Genomic DNA, 20,017 nt, shown 5'->3' with positions numbered 1-20,017 from the left:
CGCGAAGAGGGAGTGTCAGTCAACATCAAYGTTGAACGACACACCGCTTTCGCGAGCAAGTCGGATCGCCGCACCGCCGCTCCCACAGGTTGTATGGCGTTTAGAAAGTAGAGAGATCGATCCGCGCAAAGCTGTCCACGGTGACATGCCCAGCCAGTTCCCCACCTTCGCGGGCCAGCCCGCAGGTGGTCATCCCCGCCGTGCGCGCCGCGTCGAGTTCTTCGACGATGTCCGACAGGAACAGAATCTGCCCCGCCTCAATGTTGATCGCCTGGGTGATGTTGGCGTAGGACTGCGCCTCGCGCTTGGGGCCCGAAGTGGTATCGAAATACCCTGTGAACAGTGGCGTCAGATCCCCCGCCTCCGAGCAGCCGAAGATCAACCGCTGGGCCTGGATCGAGCCGGATGAGTAAACAAACAGTTGAAAGCCGTCCTGATGCCAGCGCTTGAGCGCTTCAACGGCGTCCGGGTACACGTGCCCCTTCAACTGCCCGGCCTGATAGCCCTGCTCCCAGACCATGCCCTGCAACGCTTTCAACGGCGTGGCCTTGCGGTCCTCAGCGATCCAGCCCAACAGGATCTCGATGACCCGCTCGACGTCGGCGTCCGGTTCGTTGCTGTCGCGACGCACGGCAGCCAGTTGCTCCGCCACATCGGCGCGTTCGGCTTGCTGACGGACAAACGCCGGCAAGTGTTTGGCGGCATAGGGGAACAGCACGTCGAACACAAAACTCACCGCGCTGGTGGTGCCTTCGATGTCGGTGAGAATCGCTTTGATCGGCATCGACTCAGTCCTCCAGGCGCGGGAATTGGCTGGCGATGTCTTCGCCGGTGAAATTAGCCACCCAGCCTTCCGGGTTGTTGAACAGACGGATCGCAACGAAATGCGGATGTTCGCCCATGTCGAACCAGTGCTTGGTGCCGGCCGGCACCGAGATCAGGTCGTTTTTCTCGCACAGCACCGCGTAGACGTAATCGTCGATGTGCAGGGTAAACAGGCCACGGCCGGCGACGAAAAATCGTACTTCATCTTCGCCGTGGCGATGTTCGTCGAGGAACTTGGCACGCAGTTCGGCTTTTTGCGGGTGATCGCTGTTGAGGCTGATCACGTCGACAGTGATGTAACCGCGCTCGGTCATCAGCTGGTCGATTTGCTCCTGGTAGGCGGCAATCACTTCTTCCTGACTGGCGCCCGGCTGGATCTTCGCCGCCGCTTGCCAGCGGTCGAAACGCACGCCCTGCTCGGCCAGGGTCGAGGCAATGTCTTCGAAATGGGTCAGCACCTTGTTGGGGATTTCAGGGCTGGAGACGTGATAGACGGACAGGCTGCTCATCAGGGCAACTCCTTAACGGTTCATGCTTTAAAGAGCGAGCGCATCTTCAACTCGCACTCGAACAAAAATTCAAAGGCCTCGATCTGCCGCAAGGCATCGCTCATGCGCGCGCCCCAGGTGTACAGGCCATGACCGCGGATCAGGTAGCCGACGCAATCGGGATGAGCGTCGAGCCAAGGCTGCACCTTGGCGGCCAGGCGCGCAATGTCCTGGTCGTTATCGAAAATCGGCACCCGCACCCGGGATTCGTGGGTTGTCACACCGCTGAAGGCCTTTTGCAGTTCGTAGTCTTCGAACTCGATGAAGTCTTGCGGCGTCAGGCGCGACAGCACGGTGGCATTCACTGAGTGGGTGTGCAGCACCGCACCAATCTCCGGGCGCCAGCTGTAGAGCTGGGTGTGCAACAGGGTTTCGGCGGACGGTTTCTTGCCCGGCTCCAGGCTGTTGCCCGACAGGTCAGTGGCCAGCACATCATCCATGCCCAGTTGCCCCTTGTGCTTGCCGGACACGGTCAGCAAGGCTTCGGTCGGCGACAGGCGGGTCGAGTAATTGCTGCTGGTGGCCGGCGACCAGCCGCGGCCATACAGAAAACGCCCGGCGTCGATGATTTCCTGGGCGAGTTGTTCACGGGTAAGGCTCATGGCCTGTCCTCTTGCATACGTGTGGCAATGATAACGGCAGCCGCGACGGCTGCGAGACTGGCAATACTAAATGTCCATGCCGCGCCGAGGGCATTCCAGCTGTAGCCGGAATACAACGCGCCCAACGCACCACCGGTGCCGGCCAATGCGGCATACAGCGCCTGGCCCTGGCCTTGCTGGCGCGCACCGAAGCTACGTTGCACGAATGAAATGGCAGCGGCGTGAAAGCTGCCGAACGTCGCCGCGTGCAGCACTTGGGCAAACAGCAATACCCAAAGGAATTCGGCCAACGACCCGAGTAGCAACCAGCGTAGCGCCGCCAGCAGAAAACTCGCCATCAGCACCCGGCGCAGGGAAAACCGCGCGAGGATCTTGCTCATGGCCAAAAACATCAAAACTTCAGCGACCACGCCGACCGCCCAGAGCATACCGATCACGCCCCGGCTGTAACCCAGGTGCTCAAGATGCAGCGTCAAGAACGTGTAATAAGGCCCATGACTCATCTGCATCAGCGCCACGCAGCCGTAAAACGCCAACACGCCGGGGTTGCGCAGTTGCTTGAGGAATCCCTCCCCCGCCACCCTGTTGCCCGGCGTCGGTTGGGCATTGGGCACCCACAGGCTGCTGAGCACGATGCCGGCCAGGATCAACACCAACGCCGCCGGGTAGATGTCCAGGCTCAGCCATTCGAACAAACGGCCCAGCGCGACCACGGTGATGATGAAACCGATCGAGCCCCACAAGCGAATCTGGCTGTAGCGCGAGGTCTGACCCTGCAAGTGCGCCAGGGTGATGACTTCGAACTGCGGCAACACCGCGTGCCAGAAGAACGCGTGCAGAGCCATGACCATCGCCAGCCAGGCGTAGGTCTTGCTGACGAAAATCAGCGAAAAGGTCAGCAACGTGCACACCGCGCCAAAGCGCACGATGGCCAGCCGCCGACCGGTGTAGTCGCCCAGCCAGCCCCAGATGTTCGGCGCCACGCAGCGCATCAGCATCGGGATCGCCACCAGCTCGCCGATGCGCGCAGCGCTGAAACCCAGGTGATCGAAGTACAGCGCCAGAAACGGCGCTGTCGAACCGAGCAAGGCGAAATAGAACAGATAGAAACTGGAGAGCCGCCAGTACGGGAGCGCCGCAGTCGCCATCAGACGGCTGCGACCATGAAGTCAGCCATTTACAGCTGACCCAGCACCGGCGTGCTCACACGCACATCGGCGTTCTGCCCGCGGTGGCGCAGCAGGTGATCCATCAGCACGATGGCCATCATCGCCTCGGCAATCGGCGTGGCGCGGATACCGACGCACGGATCGTGACGGCCCTTGGTGATCACCTCCACCGGGTTGCCATGGATGTCGATGGAACGGCCCGGCGTGGTGATGCTCGACGTCGGCTTCAGCGCCAGGTGCACAACGATGGGCTGCCCCGAGGAAATACCGCCGAGAATGCCGCCCGCGTTGTTGCTGAGGAAACCTTGCGGGGTCATTTCATCGCGATGCTCGGTGCCACGCTGGGCGACGCTGGCAAAACCGGCGCCGATTTCCACGCCCTTGACCGCGTTGATGCTCATCAGCGCATGGGCCAGTTCGGCGTCGAGGCGGTCGAAGATCGGCTCGCCCAGGCCCGGCATCACGCCTTCGGCAACCACGGTGATTTTCGCGCCAACCGAATCCTGGTCGCGGCGCAACTGGTCCATGTAGGCTTCCAGTTCCGGCACCTTGTCCGGGTCCGGGCTGAAGAAGGCGTTCTGCTCGACCGATTCCCAGGTCTTGAACGGGATTTCAATCGGCCCCAGCTGGCTCATGTAGCCGCGAATGACGATGCCCTGGCTGGCCAGGTATTTTTTCGCAATCGCACCGGCCGCGACGCGCATCGCGGTTTCGCGGGCCGAGCTGCGACCGCCGCCGCGGTAGTCGCGCTCGCCGTACTTGTGGTGGTAGGTGTAGTCGGCGTGGGCCGGGCGGAACAGGTCCTTGATCGCCGAGTAGTCCTTGGACTTCTGGTCGGTGTTGCGGATCAGCAGACCGATCGAGCAGCCAGTGGTACGCCCCTCGAACACTCCGGAGAGGATTTCGACTTCGTCGGCTTCCTGGCGTTGGGTGGTGTGGCGGCTGGTGCCGGGCTTGCGGCGGTCCAGGTCACGCTGCAGATCCTCCAGGGATATCTCCAGCCCCGGCGGGCAGCCATCGACAATGGCGACCAACGCCGGGCCATGGCTTTCGCCCGCGGTGGTGACAGTGAACAGCTTGCCGTAGGTATTGCCGGACATGCAGGACGCTCCGTGAAATGAACCTGAATACGTAATGCGCGCCAGTATACGCAGGCTACCCAAGTAGTTCATCCTCGAACCTTATGGGTGCCTGTGAGTCCAACCGGCATCTTCTTGATGATGGCGCGATGATGCTGCGAGTTCTAGCCTTGAGCCTTACCCTGATTTCCGGCTTCGCCCAAGCGACTGTCCTGCAACGACCGATCACATTGGATACGGGCACCGGCGAGCTTTTCGGCTCGCTGTTGCTGCCAAAGTCCGACAATCCAGTGCCGGTTGTGCTGATCATTTCCGGTTCCGGCCCTACGGACCGTGACGGAAACAACACCGACGGCGGGCGCAATGACAGCCTCAAGCGCCTGGCCTGGGTGCTGGCCAAACACAACATCGCCAGCGTGCGTTATGACAAGCGCGGCGTGGCCGCGAGCCTGGCGGCGACCCCGGATGAACGCAATCTGACGGTGGACGCCTACGTGGCCGATGCCCAAGCCTGGGGCCGCAAGCTCAAGACCGATCCGCGTTTCGGCCAACTGATCGTGCTGGGTCACAGCGAAGGCGCCTTGATCGCCAGCCTCGCTGCGCCGGACATCGATGCCGACGCGGTGATTTCTGTCTCGGGTAGCGCAAGGCCGGTGGATCAGGTCATTCGCGAGCAACTGGGCAATCGCTTGCCTCCACCGCTGATGCTGCGCAGCAATGAATTGCTCGACAGCCTCAAGGCCGGGAAACCCGACGACAATGTGCCGCCACCCTTGCAGGCGATTTTCCGCCCGAGCGTGCAGCCTTACCTGATCTCCCTGTTCCGCCAGGACCCGGCCGCAGCGTTTGCCAGGCTGAAGATGCCGGCACTGATCATCCAGGGCAGCAACGACATCCAGGTCGGCATCAATGACGCAAGACTGCTCAAGGCGGCCAAACCGGACGCCGAACTGGCGTTGATCGAGGGCATGAACCACGTCATGCGCATCGTGCCCAGCGACGTCAAACGCCAACTGGCCTCCTATAAGGACCCGCAGTTGCCCCTGGCGGCGGAACTGGGCACGCGAATCATCGGTTTTATTGACGGACTTCGCGCCAGTTAACCTCCAGTCTTGAAAAAAGCGGCCGATAAGCCTTTGTCGCCAGCACATTGCCTGGCGACAAGCTGAGCTTGGACAGGATCTCGCCGTTATGACTGACACCCAGACTTCACCCGACACCAGCGCTGAAAAAGACGCACCGCCAGCGGTCGAACTGCCCTGGGCGGACGTCCACGTCGAGCACCACAAGATGCTCCGTCTGGCGCCGCTGCAGACTGACCGCAACACCGGCGGGCGCCCGTTGCGTTTTGTCGAATTAGGCTATGCCGAGCGCAATGACAAGGCGCACAGCCTGATGCGCATGAGCATCACCCTGCCCGGCCAGCGCGTACGCAAGGAACAAAATCATCTGGACGTGTGGGTCGATCACGCCGAAAAACGCGTGCATTTCGGACCGCAAAGCGGATTGCAGATTGAACCGCTGAATCGTGGCATCGGCCGCTACATGGCAGCTCAGGGCATCAACTGGGCGAAGAAGCGCTGGCCGACCTATATCGTCGACGGCTTTGACCTGAACAACAAGGATGCGCTGAACGAAGATACCCGCCTGCGCCGCGATCATTTTTTGCGCGTGCACGGGTTCGACGTGGCGTATGCCGATGCCCAGCATTTGAAAGGCAGCGTCAAGCCGGTCAAGGTCGGCGACCTCTCTGGCGACTGGAACAGCGAAAAACTGCAGGTCGTGGAGATTCTCGAGGCGGCGCAGATGCTCCAGCAAGCCGAGCAGAACCTGGCCGAGCAGGAAGTCAAACTCAAGAAACACGAAGAGAAAGTCAGCAAATACAAACGCGAAGACGCCGGGCTGCGATTCACCATCACCTGCCTGGTGGCGTTTGCGGTGTTTCAGGCGGGGTTGTTGATCTGGATTGCCACGCACCGGTAGAACCTGCGTCGAGTTGCTTACTGTGGCGAGGGAGCTTGCTCCCGCTGGGCTGCGAAGCAGCCCTGAAACCGGAAATCACAATTCTTTCAGACAAATCATTGCTACCTGTTTTGCGACCGCTTCGCGGTCGAGCGGGAGCAAGCTCCCTCGCCACAAGTGCTGTCCCGCCACAGTGATGGGTCTTAAACGCGAGAAGCAAACAACGCCTGATGCTCACGGCATTGCTGCGCGCTCAGCATGAACACACCATGGCCGCCACGCTCGAACTCCAGCCAGGCGAAGTCGACTTCCGGGTACAACGCCTCGACGTGCACCTGGCTGTTGCCCACTTCGACAATCAGCAAGCCCTTCTCGGTCAGATGATCCGCCGCCTCGGCAAGCATGCGCCGCACCAGGTTCAAACCGTCATCACCGCAGGCCAGGCCCAGTTCCGGTTCGTGCTGGTATTCGTCCGGCATGTCGGCGAAATCTTCCGCATCGACGTAGGGCGGGTTCGACACGATCAGGTCGAAACGTTGTCCCGGCAAGCCTTCGAAACCGTCGCCCTGCACCGTGTACACACGCTCATCGACACCATGGCGCTCGATGTTCTGATTGGCCACTTCCAGTGCTTCGAACGACAGGTCCGCCAACACCACCTCGGCATGCTGGAACTCGTAGGCGCAGGCGATGCCGATGCAACCGGAACCGGTGCACAGGTCGAGAATCCGCACCGGCTCGGTAGCCAGCCACGGAGTAAAACGGTTTTCGATCAACTCGCCGATGGGTGAACGCGGGATCAGCACACGCTCGTCGACGATGAACGACATGCCACAGAACCAGGCCTCGCCCAGCAGGTACGCGGTAGGCACCCGCTCTTCGATGCGGCGCTTGAGCAAAAGCTGCAGGTGAACCACTTCGTCTTCTTCCAGATTGCAGTCGAGATAGCTGTCGGCGATTTCCCACGGCAGGTGCAGTGCGCCCAACACCAATTGCCGGGCTTCGTCCCAGGCGTTGTCAGTGCCATGGCCGAAAAACAGATCCTCCCCATGGAAGCGGCTGACGGCCCAACGGATATGGTCACGCAGGGTGCGAAGGCGGGAAGTGATCACGACGGCAAACTCCAGAAAAATCGACGGGCGATTCTACCAGTCAAACGACGTCACGACGACGCGGGAAACTACCGATTCAAATGTAGGAGTTATCCATTTTTTCGCCAGGCTATTGAACAAAACATGACTATTGACAAGGCTACAGGCCAGCAACGACGGCACCTACGATCGTAGCGATTCACAGAACCGCTCAGCCAGAGGACAATGGCGCAAAAGCCCCACTCCAAGGAGCCCCAGAATGTCTGTTCCAAAAACGATGTTTCAACTCAGCGGCCGCGGTTATGCAGCGGCCAATCTGAGCCATGCCACGCTGGTCATCATCGATGCCCAGAAAGAATACCTCAGCGGTCCCCTGGCCCTGAGCGGCATGGATGAAGCTGTCGCGAACATCAAGCAATTGCTCGCCGCTGCCCGCGCCGCCGGCCGGCCGATCGTGCATGTCCGCCATCTCGGTACGCTCGGCGGGTTGTTCAACCCCCAAGGCGTAGGCGGTGAGTTCATTCCGGGCCTGGAGCCACAGAGCGATGAAACCGTCATTGGCAAATTGTTGCCGAGCGCTTTTCACGGCACCGAACTGGCAAAACGCCTGGAAGACCTCGGTGCCCTTGACCTGATCGTCTGCGGCTTCATGAGCCACTCCAGCGTCAGCACCACGGTGCGTGCTGCCAAGAACCTGGGCTTCCGCTGCACCCTGGTGGAAGACGCCTGCGCCACCCGCGACCTGCCTTACAAGGGCGGCGTGCTCAGTGCCGCACACGTTCATCAGACGGAAATGGCGATCATGGGCGACAACTTCGCCACCCTCGCGCTGACCCGTGAACTGATCTGATCGACGCTCAATGAGCGGCCTGGAACGCCGCTCATCCGTAAAAACCTCCCATTTGCCGTAATTGTCTTAGCCTCAGGAACATCCCGGTCAACTCCCGGTCGAAGGGCCGATACCCATTGAGGAAGGTCGGAATGAAGTTATCCGATGGTTTTGACGCTCGCCGCTTGCGGCCCAAAGGCCAAAGCAACTGGCGTTTTCGAATCGGCGCGACGTTCGCGGCGTTGCTGGCGATGTGCGGCGTGCTGCTCGCCATGGCCGGTGTCGCCAGCTTGCTCGGCCACGCACCCGCCCTGGGTGAATTGAACACAAGCCGCACCGGTGCTGCCGTGATCCTGGTCATCGGCCTGTTCGTGCTGTACCTCGGTGTCTGGCTGTGGCGCCGTTGCCGTCGTCGCTCGCGGCAGTCGCGGGAACTGGCCATGTCCCCGCACTTGATGAAAAAACACGACTGAGCCAAGCATCGCGCGCGTTTTTGTCGCGCCCGATTCGCTTCGAGTTGGGTAAACTGGCCGCCCTTCGCGGAGGCTGACATGCAAGACGACGATTTTTCCCTGTTCAAAAGCGCGATCCTAGGCGTCAAGCCGATCAAGCACGATCGCGCCGAAACCGGCAAACCCAAGGCTGACCGCGCGCAGATTGCCAAGCTGCGTCAAGCGGCCACCGTACGCACCGAATCCACCACCGTTGACGGGCTGTCCGATCAGTTCGTCATCGACGTCGGCCCTGAAGACGAGCTGATGTGGGCTCGCGATGGCGTGCAAGAAAGCCAGATGCGCAAGCTCAAGATCGGACAGATTCCGTTCGAAGGCAGCCTCGACCTGCACGGCATGAGCGTGGAAAAGGCCCGGGAAACCCTCTGGGCGTTCCTGGCCGAGGCCACAAAATTCGAAATCCGCTGCGTGCGCGTCACCCATGGCAAGGCGGTACGCCTGGACGGCAAGCGGCCGATGATCAAAAGCCACGTCAACACCTGGCTGCGCCAGCATCCACAGGTGCTCGGCTTCACCTCGTGCCAGGCGAAACATGGTGGTGCCGGCGCGGTTTATGTGATGCTCAAACGCACCATGATGGAAGGTCGCGACGAGTAAAGCCGACGCGCCACGCTTGCAGCGTCGTGTCCGCCACCGTACCCTTGCCCTTTGCGTAAAATCCCACAGGTAGTTTCATGTCCCTGGAACAGAATTACACCGCGATCCTTGGCCAACTGGGCGAGGACGTCTCCCGCGAGGGCCTGCTCGACACGCCCAAGCGTGCCGCCAAAGCCATGCAGTACCTCTGCCGCGGCTATGAACAAACACTGGAAGAGGTCACCAACGGTGCCCTGTTCAGCTCCGACAACAGCGAAATGGTGCTGGTCAAGGACATCGAGTTGTACTCGTTGTGCGAACACCACCTGCTGCCGTTCATCGGCAAGGCTCACGTCGCCTACATCCCGAGCGGCAAGGTCCTGGGCCTGTCAAAGGTGGCGCGGATCGTCGACATGTACGCCCGTCGCCTGCAGATCCAGGAAAACCTCAGCCGCCAGATCGCCGACGCGGTCCAGCAGGTCACTGGCGCCCTGGGCGTTGCGGTGGTGATCGAGGCCAAGCACATGTGCATGATGATGCGCGGCGTGGAAAAGCAGAATTCGACGATGATCACCTCGGTGATGCTCGGTGAGTTCCGCGAGAACGCCGCCACCCGCAGCGAGTTCCTCAGCCTCATCAAGTAATTCGCGGCACGAAGAAAACCGGCATTCATCGCCGGTTTTTTTTCGCCTGCAAAAAATCAGGTAAGCTGCGCGCCCTTATTCATTTGCACCGTGAGGCTTTCAACGTGTTCGTAAAAGCGCTTCGTGTCGGCCTTGGCCAACTGATCATCTTCATCGACTTCATTACTCGTCCGAGCAAGAAAAAGCGCCCTGCCGCCGCTCAGGCCCAGGTCGAATCCGCCGCCAAGGGTCTGACTCTGTATCAATTCCACGCCTGTCCGTTCTGCGTGAAGACCCGCCGGACCCTGCGCCGCCTGAATGTGCCTGTGGCACTGCGTGATGCGAAGAACAACGATCAGGATCGCCAGACCTTGCTGGAGCAAGGCGGCAAGATCAAGGTGCCGTGCCTGCGCATCGAAGAAAATGGCCAGACCACCTGGATGTATGAGTCCAAGGTGATCATTGATTATCTGGATAAGCGATTTGCGGCTGCCTGATTTGCTTGTGGTGTTCTGACTGACGCCTTCGCGAGCAAGCCCGCTCCCACAGTTGACCGCATTTCCCTGTGGGAGCGGGCTTGCTCGCGAAGAGGCCGGCACAGGCACCGCAAACTTCAGACAAAAATAAACCGGCCCATTGGCCGGTTTATTTGTTTCTAGGCTGCTTTTCCGGCCAGGGCTGCACGCACCACCGCCGCCAACCGCTTGAGCCCCTCATCCAGCCGCGCCGGATCAATGTGGCTGAAGTTCAACCGCAAATACCCCGGATGATTATCCGGCTCGGGGAAGAAGGGTTCGCCCGGCATGAACGCCACGTCGTTGGCCAGCGCGGCGTCGAGCAAGGTGCGGGTGTCTTGCGGCTGCTTGAGTTTCAACCAGAAAAACAGCCCGCCCTGCGGCACGTTCCAGTCCGCCAGATCGGAGAAATGAGTTTCCAGCGCCGATTGGAACGCATCCCGACGCCCACGGTAAAAGTCACGCAATTCACTGCGGTGTTGCTGATATTTCTCGCTGCCGATCCATTGCAGCGCCTGCCACTGGCCAACCCGATTGGTGTGTAAATCCGCCGACTGCTTGAGTTTCAACAGATGTGGAAACAGGTCCGGGCTGGCGATCAGGTAGCCAACGCGCAAACCCGGCAACAGGGTTTTCGACACGGTCCCGGTATAGATCCAGCTGGCCTTCTTCAAGCGGCTGACAATCGGCGTGGCGCTGCCACCGTCAAAGGTCAGCTCGCGGTAAGGCTCGTCTTCAATCAGCGTCACGCCAAATTCATCGAGCAACACCGCCACCGCATCGCGCTTGGCTTCGCTGTAACGCACCGCCGATGGATTCTGGAAGGTCGGGATCAGGTAGATCAAGGCCGGACGGTGTTGCTCCAGGCGAGCGCGCAGCTCCGTCAGGTTCGGGCCGTCGGCCTCCAGCGGCACGGTCAGGCAATCGGCGCCGAACAGCTGGAAAATCTGCAACGCCGCCAGATAAGTCGGCGCTTCGAGCAGGACTTCGGTGCCCTTGTCGATGTACAGCTTGGCCGTCAGGTCGAGGGTCTGCTGTGAGCCGCTGACCACCAGAACCTGGCTCGCCTCGCAGGCCACTCCCAACGCTCGCGCCTCGTCGGCCAGTGCTTCACGCAGCGCCGGTTCGCCTTCGCTCATGCCGTATTGGCCCATGGAAACTGGCATCTCGGCCCAATCGACTTTTGGCAGCATCGCTTCGGCCGGCAGACCTCCGGCAAACGACATCACCTGCGGACGCTGGGCCGCGGCGAGGATTTCACGGATCAAAGAACTTTTAAGGCGTGAGACACGTTCGGAAAAAGCCATGGGGATCACCGGTAGCGAGGCATGTGAAAAATGAGTCAAACTTGTTGACCGAAATTACGCCTCCCCGAACGGATACGTCAATATGCTTGACCTTAAAAACCCGCTTTCCCAGCAGCAGGCCATGGAAGCGTTTTTCTTCGGCTACCAGGCCTTCACCGCCAAGGCCGATGAAATGCTCGAACGTCGCGGCCTGAGTCGGGTGCATCAGCGCATCGTGTTTTTCATCGCCCGCTATCCGAACCTGAGCGTGAAGGAGCTGTTGGCGTTGCTCGGCGTGAGCAAGCAGGCGTTGAACATGCCGTTGCGGCAATTGTTGGAGATGCATCTGGTCGAGAGCGTCGCGTCCGAAACCGACAAGCGTAAGCGCCTCCTGGAGTTGACTGCCGAAGGCGTTCGCTTTGAGCAAGCATTGCGCCGCGAGCAGGTGAAATTGCTGGAGCGGGTGTTTGCCGAGGCCGGGGAGACTGCGGTGAATGGATGGCTGGCGGTGAATCTGGCGCTGGGGAAAAGTCATTCGCAGGCTGAATGAGAGTTCGCCTGATGAATGTGCATTGGCTGATCAGCCCCTTCGCGAGCAGGCGATATATCTCTAAAGCCAAACTTTTCGTCTACAAAATCAAAAACATTATTTGCTTTCTTTGTATACAAAAGCATAATCCACCTCGTGCGAGTTCCTGACCAAGCGGTCAACAAATTCGCAAGTGCCTCAAAGGGCCGCTGCCACCCTCATGGGTCCGGCCCCGGAAATAACAATAAAACTCTTGAGGAGTATTCGCTGTGGAAAGCCGCAAATCCGAAGCATCGACGCTGGATCTCTCGCCGCCATTACGCAATGGCTTGCTGGAACGTCTGTTCAAACTCAGCTTGCACGGCACCACGGTGAAGACCGAGCTGATTGCCGGTCTGACAACCTTCATCACCATGGCTTACATCATTTTCGTCAACCCCAACATCATGGCCGACGCCGGGATCGATCACGGTGCGGCGTTCGTCGCCACCTGCATCGCCGCGGCACTCGGTTGCCTGTTGATGGGCCTGTACGCCAACTGGCCAGTCGGCCTGGCACCGGGCATGGGGCTGAACGCCTTCTTCACCTACACCGTGGTCGGCACCATGGGCTACAACTGGGAAACCGCCCTCGGCGCGGTGTTTGTGTCCGGTGTGTTGTTCATGATCCTGACCTTCTCGCGGATCCGCGAATGGCTGCTCAACAGCATCCCGGTCAGTCTGCGCTTCGCCATGGGCGCCGGCGTGGGTCTGTTCCTGGGGCTGATCGGCCTGAAAACCGCGGGTATCGTCGTCGATAGCCCGGCGACCCTGATCAAGCTCGGCTCCCTGCGCGAACCCGGCCCGCTGCTCGCCGCCGTGTGCTTCCTGATGATCTCCATTCTCAGCTATCACAAGGTGTTCGGCGCGATCCTCATCAGCATCATCACCGTGACCCTCGCCGGTTGGGGCCTTGGGCTGGTGCACTACGAGGGCATCATGTCGGCTCCACCGAGCCTCGCCCCTACCTTCATGGCCATGAACGTCGCCGGCGTGTTCAACGTCAGCATGATCAGCGTGGTCCTGGCATTCCTCTTCGTACACATGTTCGACACCGCCGGTACCTTGATGGGTGTTGCCCAGCGCGCCAACCTGGTGGGTGCTGACGGCAAGATCGAAAACCTCTCCCGTGCCATGAAAGCCGACAGTGCGTCCAGCGTATTCGGTGCGGTAGTCGGCGTTCCGCCGGTCACCAGCTACGTGGAAAGTGCTGCTGGTGTCGCGGCAGGTGGTCGGACTGGTCTTACCGCAGTGACCGTAGGTGTGCTATTTATTGCAGCCATGTTCTTCGCACCGCTGGCCGGGATGATTCCTGCCTATGCAACCGCAGGTGCACTGATTTATGTAGCGATGCTGATGATGGGCGGCATGGCCCACATCGAATGGGACGAAGCGACCGACAGCATTCCGGCGATCGTTACCGCAATCATGATGCCGCTGACCTTCTCGGTCGCCGACGGTATCGCGCTGGGCTTCATCACCTACGTGGCGCTGAAGGCCGGCACCGGCAAGTACAAGGAAATTTCCGTAAGCCTGTGGGTGCTCTGCGCGATCTTCATCGCCAAGTTCATCTTCTTGTAAGCCACACGCGGTACACGCTTGAAAACAGCCTCACCCCGTCGGGTGGGGCTTTTGTGCAAATGGAGGAAAGTGATGAGTCTGGAAACCTGGCTGCTGTTCAGCGGCGCTGCGCTGATAGTGATCCTGATCCCGGGGCCCCTGTCTTTGTTGATGATCAGCAACAGTCTGAATTACGGCCTGCGCCGCTCTTACCCGGCCTTTCTTGGCGGCGTATCGGCCTCGATCTGCCTGCTGAGTGCTTCGGCGCTGGGCTTGGGTGCGTTGTTGCTGGCGTCGGAACAGCTGTTCAGCGCCCTGAAGATTCTTGGCGCCCTTTACCTGTTCTACCTCGCCTGGCAGAGCTGGCAGCAATCGCGCCTGCCTTCCCATGGCGCTGAAGTGCCACAGGCCGCGCCGGCGCCACGCTTTCGTGCACTGTTCGGGCGTGCGTTCATGCTGGGCGCGAGCAACCCGAAGGACATCCTGTTCTTCGCCGCTTTCCTGCCGCAGTTCTTGAGTGCCGAACAGCCGTTCCTGCCACAACTGCTGGTGATGATTGCGACCTGGACCGTGCTCGACCTGCTGTGCAAATTGGCCTACGGCCTCGGCGCCCATGGTGCGGCGCGGTATCTGCGCAGTGGCAAGGGCCAGAGCTGGTTCAACCGGATCAGTGCGGGGTTGTTTGGTGGTGCGGGTGCGGCTTCCCTGTTGAGCCGCTAAGGGCAAAAGCTTCGCGAGCAAGCCCGCTCCCACATTGGAATGAGCTCTCCTGTGGGAGCGGGCTTGCTCCGGGCGGCGTTCCGACGAAAGCGGCCACACAGACACCACTTTTCTCCAGACGAAAAAAAGCCCGCAGTGTGAGCGGGCGAAAAACCAAAGAAGCTATATGCGCAGTCGCTTCCAGGGTGCAGCTGCTGCCTGGGGGATCAGCTGCCGCGATAGGTGGAGTAGCTGTAAGGCGAAATCAACAACGGCACATGGTAGTGATCCTGCTCGGCAGAGATGCCAAAACGCAGCACCACGACATCCAGGAAGGCAGGTTCCGGCAGCTTGACGCCACGGGCGCGGTAGTAGTCGCCGGCATGAAACTGAACCTGATAGACCCCGGTACGGTAGTCATCACCTTGCAGCAGCGGTGCATCGACACGGCCATCGCTGTTGGTAACTGCAGTGGCGACCAATTCCAGCTGCGAACCTTCAACTCGGTACAACTCGACCTTGATCGAGCTGCCCGGGCAACCGTGTGCTGCGTCCAAAACGTGTGTAGTCAAACGTCCCATTGATTCTGCGCGCCTGCCTGCGTGGAGCAGTCAGACTTCGCGCCTCCCGAAGTCAGTTGAAAAGGAGACCGCACCGATTCGGAGCACGAAAAGCTGCGGCGAGCGACTGATTAAGACACTTTTCAAAAAAATTGTACACAATAAAAACGACATTTTTCCCATGACCCCCGCCATCTGCATATTTACCGTCGATTTACCGCTAAACCGCACAGCCTATGAACCTTTCAAACAATAACTGACCAGTCAGGCAGATTTCTTGCAGGCTCACGCCAATAGCAGTAAAAGATGACAGTCGGTGAAAAATGCGAAAATTCAGGCTTACAAAGTGAATATAAAGTTGTATACAATCAGCCCATCGCTGTGACGCCAGCCTGCCATCCAATCTTCAGCTGCGTCACACCAACCGTCATCATCGAATAAGAAGGAAGCCTGCAGTGAGCGCTGACTACCCACGCGACCTGGTCGGTTACGGCAGTAACCCTCCGCACCCACACTGGCCGGGCAATGCCCGTATTGCCCTGTCGTTCGTACTCAATTACGAAGAAGGCGGCGAGCGCAACATCCTGCACGGCGACAAAGAATCCGAAGCGTTCCTCTCGGAAATGGTTTCTGCCCAGCCGCTGCAAGGCGCGCGCAACATGAGCATGGAATCCCTTTACGAGTATGGCAGCCGTGCCGGCGTGTGGCGGGTCCTGAAGTTGTTCAAGGAATTCGACATTCCGCTGACCATCTTCGCCGTGGCCATGGCCGCCCAGCGTCACCCGGACGTGATCCGCGCCATGGTCGATGCCGGCCACGAGATCTGCAGCCACGGCTATCGCTGGATTGACTACCAGTACATGGACGAAGCCCAGGAGCGCGAGCACATGCTCGAAGCGATCCGCATCCTCACCGAAATCACAGGCATTCGCCCACTGGGCTGGTACACCGGCCGCACCGGCCCGAACACCCGTCGCCTGGTGATGGAAGAAGGTGGTTTCCTCTACGACTGCGACACCTACGACGACGACCTGCCCTACTGGGAACCGAACAACCCCACCGGCAAGCCGCACCTGGTGATCCCGTACACCCTGGACACCAACGACATGCGCTTCACCCAGGTCCAGGGCTTCAACAAGGGCGACGATTTCTTCGAATACCTCAAGGATGCGTTCGATGTGCTCTACGCCGAAGGCGCCGAGGCACCGAAAATGCTCTCGATCGGCCTGCACTGCCGCCTGATCGGCCGTCCGGCGCGTCTGGCTTCGCTCAAGCGCTTTATCGAATACGCTAAAAGTCATGAACAGGTGTGGTTCAGCCGTCGCGTCGACATCGCGCGTCACTGGCAAGAAACCCACCCGTACACAGGGGCTGGCAAATGAGCACCTTTCAAACCGTCAAACCTTCGAGCCTGAGCCGCGATGCCTTCGTCGCAGCTTTCGCCGACATCTACGAACATTCGCCATGGGTGGCCGAAAAGGCCTTCGACCTGGGCCAGGACGCTTCGATCGACGAGATCGCAACCCTGCACCAGCGCATGAGCGACATCCTGTTGAGCGCCGATCATGCAAGCCAGCTTGCACTGATCAACGCTCACCCGGACCTGGCCGGCAAAGCTGCCGTCCAGGGCCAGTTGACCGAAGCCAGCACCCATGAACAGGCTGGCGCCGGTATTCACCAATGCACGGCCGAAGAGTTCCAGCGCTTCACCGAGCTGAACGACGCCTACAAAGCCAAGTTCAAGTTTCCCTTCATCATGGCGGTAAAAGGCAGCAACCGGCATCAGATCCTCGCAGCGTTCGAAACGCGCATTCACAACCCGGTAGACACCGAGTTCAGATGCGCGCTGGCGGAGATCAACAAGATCGCCCTGTTCCGATTACTGACCCTATAGCAAGCCTGGCCCATGTGAATTCATGAACGCCGAATTCACTCCGGGCCTTGCAAGCATCCCAAGCCACTTATTTAAAGGCAGACAAGAAGAATGAAAGCTTACGCCGTACCTTTCGAGAAGTTCGTCAACCTGGCCGATGCCCGCCTGGGCACCAAAATCATCTCGGTCACCGATGACTGGTTTGCAGACGCCAACCGTCTGTTCCAACCGACCCCGGCCGTATGGAAGGAGGGCGTGTTCGATGACAACGGCAAGTGGATGGACGGCTGGGAATCGCGCCGCAAGCGCTTCGAAGGCTTCGACAGCGCCGTGATCCGCCTGGGCGTAGCGGGTTCGATCAAGGGCGTCGACATCGACACTTCATTCTTCACCGGCAACTTCCCGCCGTCGGCGTCCCTGGAGGCCTGCTTCCTGGCTGAAGGCGAGCCGACCGAAAACACCCAGTGGGTTGAAGTGCTGTCCGCCGTCGAGCTGCAAGGCAACAGCCACCACTACCACGAAATCAGCAACGACCAGGCCTTCAGCCACCTGCGCTTCAACATCTACCCGGATGGCGGCGTGGCCCGTCTGCGCGTGTACGGCGTGCCGTTCCGTGACTGGTCGGCTACCGGCGACAACGAGCAAGTCGACCTGGCCGCGGCCCTCAACGGTGGTCGCGCCCTCGCCTGCTCCGATGAACACTTCGGTCGCATGAGCAACATCCTCAACCCGGGCCGTGGCATCAACATGGGCGACGGCTGGGAAACCGCGCGTCGTCGTACCCCGGGCAATGACTGGGTCATCGTCGCGCTGGGCCATGCCGGCGAAGTCGAGAAAGTCATCGTCGACACCCTGCACTTCAAAGGCAACTACCCGGACACCTGCTCTATCCAGGGCGCGTTCGTGAAGGGCGGTACCGACAGCCAGATCGAAACCCAGTCGCTGTTCTGGCGTGAACTGCTGCCAAGCCAGAAGCTGGAAATGCACGCCGAACACACCTTCGCCGAGCAGATCAAGGCACTGGGCCCGATCACCCACATCCGCCTGAACGTGTTCCCGGATGGTGGTGTGAGCCGCCTGCGTGTACTGGGCAAAGTCGCGAAGTAATGCTGAGCCTGTAGGAGCGAGCTTGCTCGCGATGGACGTGAACGATAACGCGCGCAACCAGGATGAACGCGGTGTCCTTGAGTTCTTCGCGAGCAATCGAACGTCGACCGGCTGCTCCTACAAAGAATCATCCACACCTGAACAAATTAAGAAGAACAGCATGCGCACACTGACGATTGAACCGCTGACCAAAGAAGCCTTCGCCCCTTTCGGTGACGTGATCGAAACCGACGGCAGCGATCACTTCATGATCAACAACGGTTCGACCATGCGCTTCCATAAACTGGCGACGGTCGAAACCGCTACGCCTGAGGACAACGCGATCATCAGCATCTTCCGCGCCGACGCGCAGGACATGCCGCTGACCGTCAGCATGCTGGAGCGCCATCCGCTGGGCAGCCAGGCCTTCATTCCGCTGCTCGGCAACCCCTTTCTGATCGTGGTCGCGCCACTTGGCGATGAACCTGTATCAGGCTTGGTCCGCGCCTTCGTCACCAACGGCAGGCAGGGCATTAATTACCATCGCGGCGTCTGGCACCACCCGGTGCTGACGATCGAAAAGCGGGATGACTTCCTGGTGGTTGATCGCAGTGGCACAGGCAATAACTGCGATGAGCATTTTTTCAAAGAGGATGAGCGTTTGATCCTCGCCCCCCACCAATAAGAGAAGGTCTGATCACTCGACAACAGAGTGACAGGCGAGAGGTAAAGACTGTGGAAGCACATCTGTTGGAATGGCTGAACCTGAGCGTGCGCTGGGTTCACATGATTACTGGCGTGGCCTGGATCGGTGCGTCGTTCTATTTCGTATGGCTGGAAAACAACCTCAATCGGGTCAACCCGAAAAGCGGTCTGGCTGGCGATTTGTGGGCAATCCACGGTGGCGGTATCTACCACCTGGAAAAATACAAACTGGCTCCACCGACCATGCCGGACAACCTGCACTGGTTCAAATGGGAAGCCTACTTCACCTGGATGTCGGGTATCGCGCTGCTGTGCGTGGTGTTCTACTCCAACCCGACGCTCTACCTGCTGGCTCCGGGCAGCTCCCTGAGCGGTCCTGAAGGCGTGGCCATCGGTCTCGGTTCGCTGTTCATCGGCTGGTTCATCTACTCCTTCCTGTGCGACTCGGCCCTGGGCAAACGCCCTGCCCTGTTAGGCTTCATCCTGTTCGTACTGATCATCGGCGCGGCCTACGGCTTCAGCAAAGTGTTCAGCGGTCGGGGTGCGTACCTGCACGTCGGCGCGATCATCGGCACCATCATGGTCGGCAACGTGTTCCGCATCATCATGCCGGCGCAACGCGCTCTGGTAGCGGCGATCGCCGAGAACCGTACGCCCGATCCGGCGTTGCCGGCCAAAGGCCTGCTGCGTTCGCGTCACAACAACTACTTCACCTTGCCGGTGCTGTTCATCATGATCAGCAACCACTTCCCGAGCACCTACGGCAGCCAGTACAACTGGTTGATCCTGGCCGGGATCGCGGTACTGGCGGTGTTGGTGCGTCACTACTTCAACACCCGCCACGACAGCCACAAGTTTGCCTGGACCCTGCCTGTGGCAGCCGTCGGCATGATCAGCCTGGCTTACGTCACCGGCCCCGCGCCGCTGAACAGCCCGGAAGTGGCCAAGGCACCCGCCAAGATCGAATACCAGCCGCTGCCGGAAACAGCAGTGGGCGGTGGTTTGAAACCGGCTGAAGCCAAACCTGAAGAAACGCCAGCCGCCGCACCGGCGCAAGCGTCCAACGCCGGCCCTGGCTTTGACAAAGTGCACAGCGTGATTCAGGAACGTTGCGCGGTTTGCCATTCGGCCAAGCCGACCAGCCCGCTGTTCAGTGCGGCCCCTGCCGGTGTGATGTTCGACACCCCCGAGCAGATCCGCCAGAACGCACCGCGGATTCAGGCGCAAGCCGTCACCAGCCAGATCATGCCACTGGGCAACATCACGCAGATGACCCAGCAGGAACGTGACCTGATCGGTGCCTGGATTGTGCAGGGAGCCCAGACCAATTAATCGTTAAAAGCTTCGCGA

General features: G+C 60.0%; 23 protein-coding genes. 15 read left to right on the top strand and 8 right to left on the bottom strand.

Features of this window, described 5'->3' with window-relative positions; all coding sequences use genetic code 11:
• Positions 1-100: 100 nt before the first annotated feature.
• The 5 genes from mtnC to aroC are packed head-to-tail and all read right to left on the bottom strand — an operon-like array spanning position 101 to position 4,244.
• Positions 101-784, bottom strand: coding sequence for an acireductone synthase (gene mtnC / locus AC1DVE_RS17610; RefSeq protein ID WP_223457878.1), 684 nt, complete (start codon positions 782-784; stop codon positions 101-103).
• A gap of 4 nt (positions 785-788) precedes the next feature.
• A complete protein-coding gene (locus tag AC1DVE_RS17605; protein ID WP_223457880.1) occupies positions 789-1,334 on the bottom strand; it encodes a 1,2-dihydroxy-3-keto-5-methylthiopentene dioxygenase in 546 nt (181 codons plus the stop codon).
• 20 nt (positions 1,335-1,354) lie between these two features.
• Positions 1,355-1,975, bottom strand: a complete 621-nt coding sequence (locus tag AC1DVE_RS17600; RefSeq protein WP_150724604.1) for a methylthioribulose 1-phosphate dehydratase — start codon at positions 1,973-1,975, stop codon at positions 1,355-1,357.
• Positions 1,972-3,123, bottom strand: coding sequence for an MFS transporter (locus tag AC1DVE_RS17595; protein ID WP_223457882.1), 1,152 nt, complete (start codon positions 3,121-3,123; stop codon positions 1,972-1,974). Before AC1DVE_RS17595 ends, AC1DVE_RS17600 begins: the two co-directional genes overlap by 4 nt.
• A 29-nt stretch (positions 3,124-3,152) precedes the next feature.
• Positions 3,153-4,244 carry a chorismate synthase gene (gene aroC / locus AC1DVE_RS17590; protein ID WP_223457884.1) on the bottom strand — a complete coding sequence of 364 codons (1,092 nt, stop codon included), beginning with the start codon at positions 4,242-4,244 and terminating at the stop codon, positions 3,153-3,155.
• An 83-nt stretch (positions 4,245-4,327) separates the two neighbouring features.
• On the opposite strand from aroC, the gene AC1DVE_RS17585 reads away from it, so the two are divergent.
• The gene (locus AC1DVE_RS17585; RefSeq protein ID WP_223457886.1) at positions 4,328-5,326 is read left to right on the top strand and encodes an alpha/beta hydrolase; all 999 of its coding nucleotides are present in this window, start codon (positions 4,328-4,330) and stop codon (positions 5,324-5,326) included.
• A gap of 88 nt (positions 5,327-5,414) precedes the next feature.
• Positions 5,415-6,206, top strand: a complete 792-nt coding sequence (locus AC1DVE_RS17580; protein WP_223457888.1) for a hypothetical protein — start codon at positions 5,415-5,417, stop codon at positions 6,204-6,206.
• Positions 6,207-6,388: 182 nt separating this feature from the next.
• On the opposite strand, the gene prmB is transcribed toward AC1DVE_RS17580, so the two are convergent.
• Positions 6,389-7,297: a 50S ribosomal protein L3 N(5)-glutamine methyltransferase gene (gene prmB / locus AC1DVE_RS17575; protein WP_223457890.1), complete on the bottom strand. Its 909-nt coding sequence runs from the start codon at positions 7,295-7,297 to the stop codon at positions 6,389-6,391.
• A 238-nt stretch (positions 7,298-7,535) separates the two neighbouring features.
• Here prmB and AC1DVE_RS17570 point away from each other — a divergent pair, with 238 nt between their 5' ends.
• The 5 genes from AC1DVE_RS17570 (at position 7,536) to AC1DVE_RS17550 (ending at position 10,313) form a co-directional block, all read left to right on the top strand.
• Entirely contained in the window at positions 7,536-8,126 is a 591-nt protein-coding gene (locus tag AC1DVE_RS17570; protein WP_046042958.1) for a cysteine hydrolase family protein, read from the top strand.
• A 131-nt stretch (positions 8,127-8,257) separates the two neighbouring features.
• Positions 8,258-8,578 (top strand): hypothetical protein, encoded by a 321-nt coding sequence (locus tag AC1DVE_RS17565; RefSeq protein WP_223457892.1) that lies wholly within the window; start codon positions 8,258-8,260, stop codon positions 8,576-8,578.
• A gap of 78 nt (positions 8,579-8,656) precedes the next feature.
• A complete protein-coding gene (locus AC1DVE_RS17560; protein ID WP_223457894.1) occupies positions 8,657-9,214 on the top strand; it encodes a Smr/MutS family protein in 558 nt (185 codons plus the stop codon).
• A gap of 77 nt (positions 9,215-9,291) precedes the next feature.
• The gene (folE, locus tag AC1DVE_RS17555; protein WP_007988130.1) at positions 9,292-9,837 is read left to right on the top strand and encodes a GTP cyclohydrolase I FolE; all 546 of its coding nucleotides are present in this window, start codon (positions 9,292-9,294) and stop codon (positions 9,835-9,837) included.
• Between the two features lie 104 nt (positions 9,838-9,941).
• Positions 9,942-10,313, top strand: coding sequence for a glutathione S-transferase N-terminal domain-containing protein (locus tag AC1DVE_RS17550; protein WP_223457896.1), 372 nt, complete (start codon positions 9,942-9,944; stop codon positions 10,311-10,313).
• Between the two features lie 158 nt (positions 10,314-10,471).
• Here the strand turns inward: AC1DVE_RS17550 and AC1DVE_RS17545 are convergent, their stop codons facing one another.
• Entirely contained in the window at positions 10,472-11,638 is a 1,167-nt protein-coding gene (locus AC1DVE_RS17545; RefSeq protein ID WP_223457898.1) for an aminotransferase-like domain-containing protein, read from the bottom strand.
• Between the two features lie 82 nt (positions 11,639-11,720).
• On the opposite strand from AC1DVE_RS17545, the gene AC1DVE_RS17540 reads away from it, so the two are divergent.
• The 3 genes from AC1DVE_RS17540 to AC1DVE_RS17530 all read left to right on the top strand — a co-directional run bounded on the left by AC1DVE_RS17540 (position 11,721) and on the right by AC1DVE_RS17530 (position 14,464).
• On the top strand, positions 11,721-12,167 hold the full coding sequence (locus tag AC1DVE_RS17540; RefSeq protein ID WP_223457900.1) for a MarR family winged helix-turn-helix transcriptional regulator: 447 nt from the start codon (positions 11,721-11,723) through the stop codon (positions 12,165-12,167).
• Positions 12,168-12,415: 248 nt separating this feature from the next.
• The gene (locus AC1DVE_RS17535; protein ID WP_223457902.1) at positions 12,416-13,765 is read left to right on the top strand and encodes an NCS2 family permease; all 1,350 of its coding nucleotides are present in this window, start codon (positions 12,416-12,418) and stop codon (positions 13,763-13,765) included.
• Positions 13,766-13,837: 72 nt separating this feature from the next.
• Positions 13,838-14,464 carry a LysE family translocator gene (locus AC1DVE_RS17530; protein WP_223457904.1) on the top strand — a complete coding sequence of 209 codons (627 nt, stop codon included), beginning with the start codon at positions 13,838-13,840 and terminating at the stop codon, positions 14,462-14,464.
• 206 nt (positions 14,465-14,670) lie between these two features.
• On the opposite strand, the gene uraH is transcribed toward AC1DVE_RS17530, so the two are convergent.
• Positions 14,671-15,024 carry a hydroxyisourate hydrolase gene (uraH, locus tag AC1DVE_RS17525; protein WP_008017679.1) on the bottom strand — a complete coding sequence of 118 codons (354 nt, stop codon included), beginning with the start codon at positions 15,022-15,024 and terminating at the stop codon, positions 14,671-14,673.
• A 434-nt stretch (positions 15,025-15,458) separates the two neighbouring features.
• On the opposite strand from uraH, the gene puuE reads away from it, so the two are divergent.
• From puuE to AC1DVE_RS17500, 5 genes are all read left to right on the top strand, one after another.
• Positions 15,459-16,385, top strand: coding sequence for an allantoinase PuuE (gene puuE, locus AC1DVE_RS17520; RefSeq protein ID WP_223457906.1), 927 nt, complete (start codon positions 15,459-15,461; stop codon positions 16,383-16,385).
• On the top strand, positions 16,382-16,897 hold the full coding sequence (gene uraD, locus AC1DVE_RS17515) for a 2-oxo-4-hydroxy-4-carboxy-5-ureidoimidazoline decarboxylase (protein ID WP_223457907.1): 516 nt from the start codon (positions 16,382-16,384) through the stop codon (positions 16,895-16,897). Before puuE ends, uraD begins: the two co-directional genes overlap by 4 nt.
• A gap of 90 nt (positions 16,898-16,987) precedes the next feature.
• The gene (gene alc / locus AC1DVE_RS17510) at positions 16,988-17,983 is read left to right on the top strand and encodes an allantoicase (RefSeq protein ID WP_223457908.1); all 996 of its coding nucleotides are present in this window, start codon (positions 16,988-16,990) and stop codon (positions 17,981-17,983) included.
• A 160-nt stretch (positions 17,984-18,143) separates the two neighbouring features.
• Positions 18,144-18,647, top strand: coding sequence for an ureidoglycolate lyase (locus tag AC1DVE_RS17505; RefSeq protein ID WP_007960046.1), 504 nt, complete (start codon positions 18,144-18,146; stop codon positions 18,645-18,647).
• A 50-nt stretch (positions 18,648-18,697) separates the two neighbouring features.
• A complete protein-coding gene (locus AC1DVE_RS17500; RefSeq protein ID WP_223457910.1) occupies positions 18,698-19,999 on the top strand; it encodes a urate hydroxylase PuuD in 1,302 nt (433 codons plus the stop codon).
• The last annotated feature ends 18 nt before the right edge of the window (positions 20,000-20,017 follow it).

This window comes from Pseudomonas sp. P4_B4 (genome assembly GCF_056402255.1).
Note: the sequence above shows the minus strand (reverse complement) of the source record. Positions and strands in the feature narration are given on the sequence as shown.

Excerpts from the sequence above, each read along its gene's own strand:
- mtnC (WP_223457878.1), bottom strand. The coding sequence starts at position 784 with ATGCCGATCAAAGCGATTCTCACCGACATCGAAGGCACCACCAGCGCG.
- AC1DVE_RS17605 (WP_223457880.1), bottom strand. The coding sequence starts at position 1,334 with ATGAGCAGCCTGTCCGTCTATCACGTCTCCAGCCCTGAAATCCCCAAC.
- AC1DVE_RS17600 (WP_150724604.1), bottom strand. The coding sequence starts at position 1,975 with ATGAGCCTTACCCGTGAACAACTCGCCCAGGAAATCATCGACGCCGGG.
- AC1DVE_RS17595 (WP_223457882.1), bottom strand. The coding sequence starts at position 3,123 with ATGGCGACTGCGGCGCTCCCGTACTGGCGGCTCTCCAGTTTCTATCTG.
- aroC (WP_223457884.1), bottom strand. The coding sequence starts at position 4,244 with ATGTCCGGCAATACCTACGGCAAGCTGTTCACTGTCACCACCGCGGGC.
- AC1DVE_RS17585 (WP_223457886.1), top strand. The coding sequence starts at position 4,328 with ATGGGTGCCTGTGAGTCCAACCGGCATCTTCTTGATGATGGCGCGATG.
- AC1DVE_RS17580 (WP_223457888.1), top strand. The coding sequence starts at position 5,415 with ATGACTGACACCCAGACTTCACCCGACACCAGCGCTGAAAAAGACGCA.
- AC1DVE_RS17570 (WP_046042958.1), top strand. The coding sequence starts at position 7,536 with ATGTCTGTTCCAAAAACGATGTTTCAACTCAGCGGCCGCGGTTATGCA.
- AC1DVE_RS17565 (WP_223457892.1), top strand. The coding sequence starts at position 8,258 with ATGAAGTTATCCGATGGTTTTGACGCTCGCCGCTTGCGGCCCAAAGGC.
- AC1DVE_RS17560 (WP_223457894.1), top strand. The coding sequence starts at position 8,657 with ATGCAAGACGACGATTTTTCCCTGTTCAAAAGCGCGATCCTAGGCGTC.
- folE (WP_007988130.1), top strand. The coding sequence starts at position 9,292 with ATGTCCCTGGAACAGAATTACACCGCGATCCTTGGCCAACTGGGCGAG.
- AC1DVE_RS17545 (WP_223457898.1), bottom strand. The coding sequence starts at position 11,638 with ATGGCTTTTTCCGAACGTGTCTCACGCCTTAAAAGTTCTTTGATCCGT.
- AC1DVE_RS17540 (WP_223457900.1), top strand. The coding sequence starts at position 11,721 with ATGCTTGACCTTAAAAACCCGCTTTCCCAGCAGCAGGCCATGGAAGCG.
- AC1DVE_RS17530 (WP_223457904.1), top strand. The coding sequence starts at position 13,838 with ATGAGTCTGGAAACCTGGCTGCTGTTCAGCGGCGCTGCGCTGATAGTG.
- uraH (WP_008017679.1), bottom strand. The coding sequence starts at position 15,024 with ATGGGACGTTTGACTACACACGTTTTGGACGCAGCACACGGTTGCCCG.
- uraD (WP_223457907.1), top strand. The coding sequence starts at position 16,382 with ATGAGCACCTTTCAAACCGTCAAACCTTCGAGCCTGAGCCGCGATGCC.
- alc (WP_223457908.1), top strand. The coding sequence starts at position 16,988 with ATGAAAGCTTACGCCGTACCTTTCGAGAAGTTCGTCAACCTGGCCGAT.
- AC1DVE_RS17505 (WP_007960046.1), top strand. The coding sequence starts at position 18,144 with ATGCGCACACTGACGATTGAACCGCTGACCAAAGAAGCCTTCGCCCCT.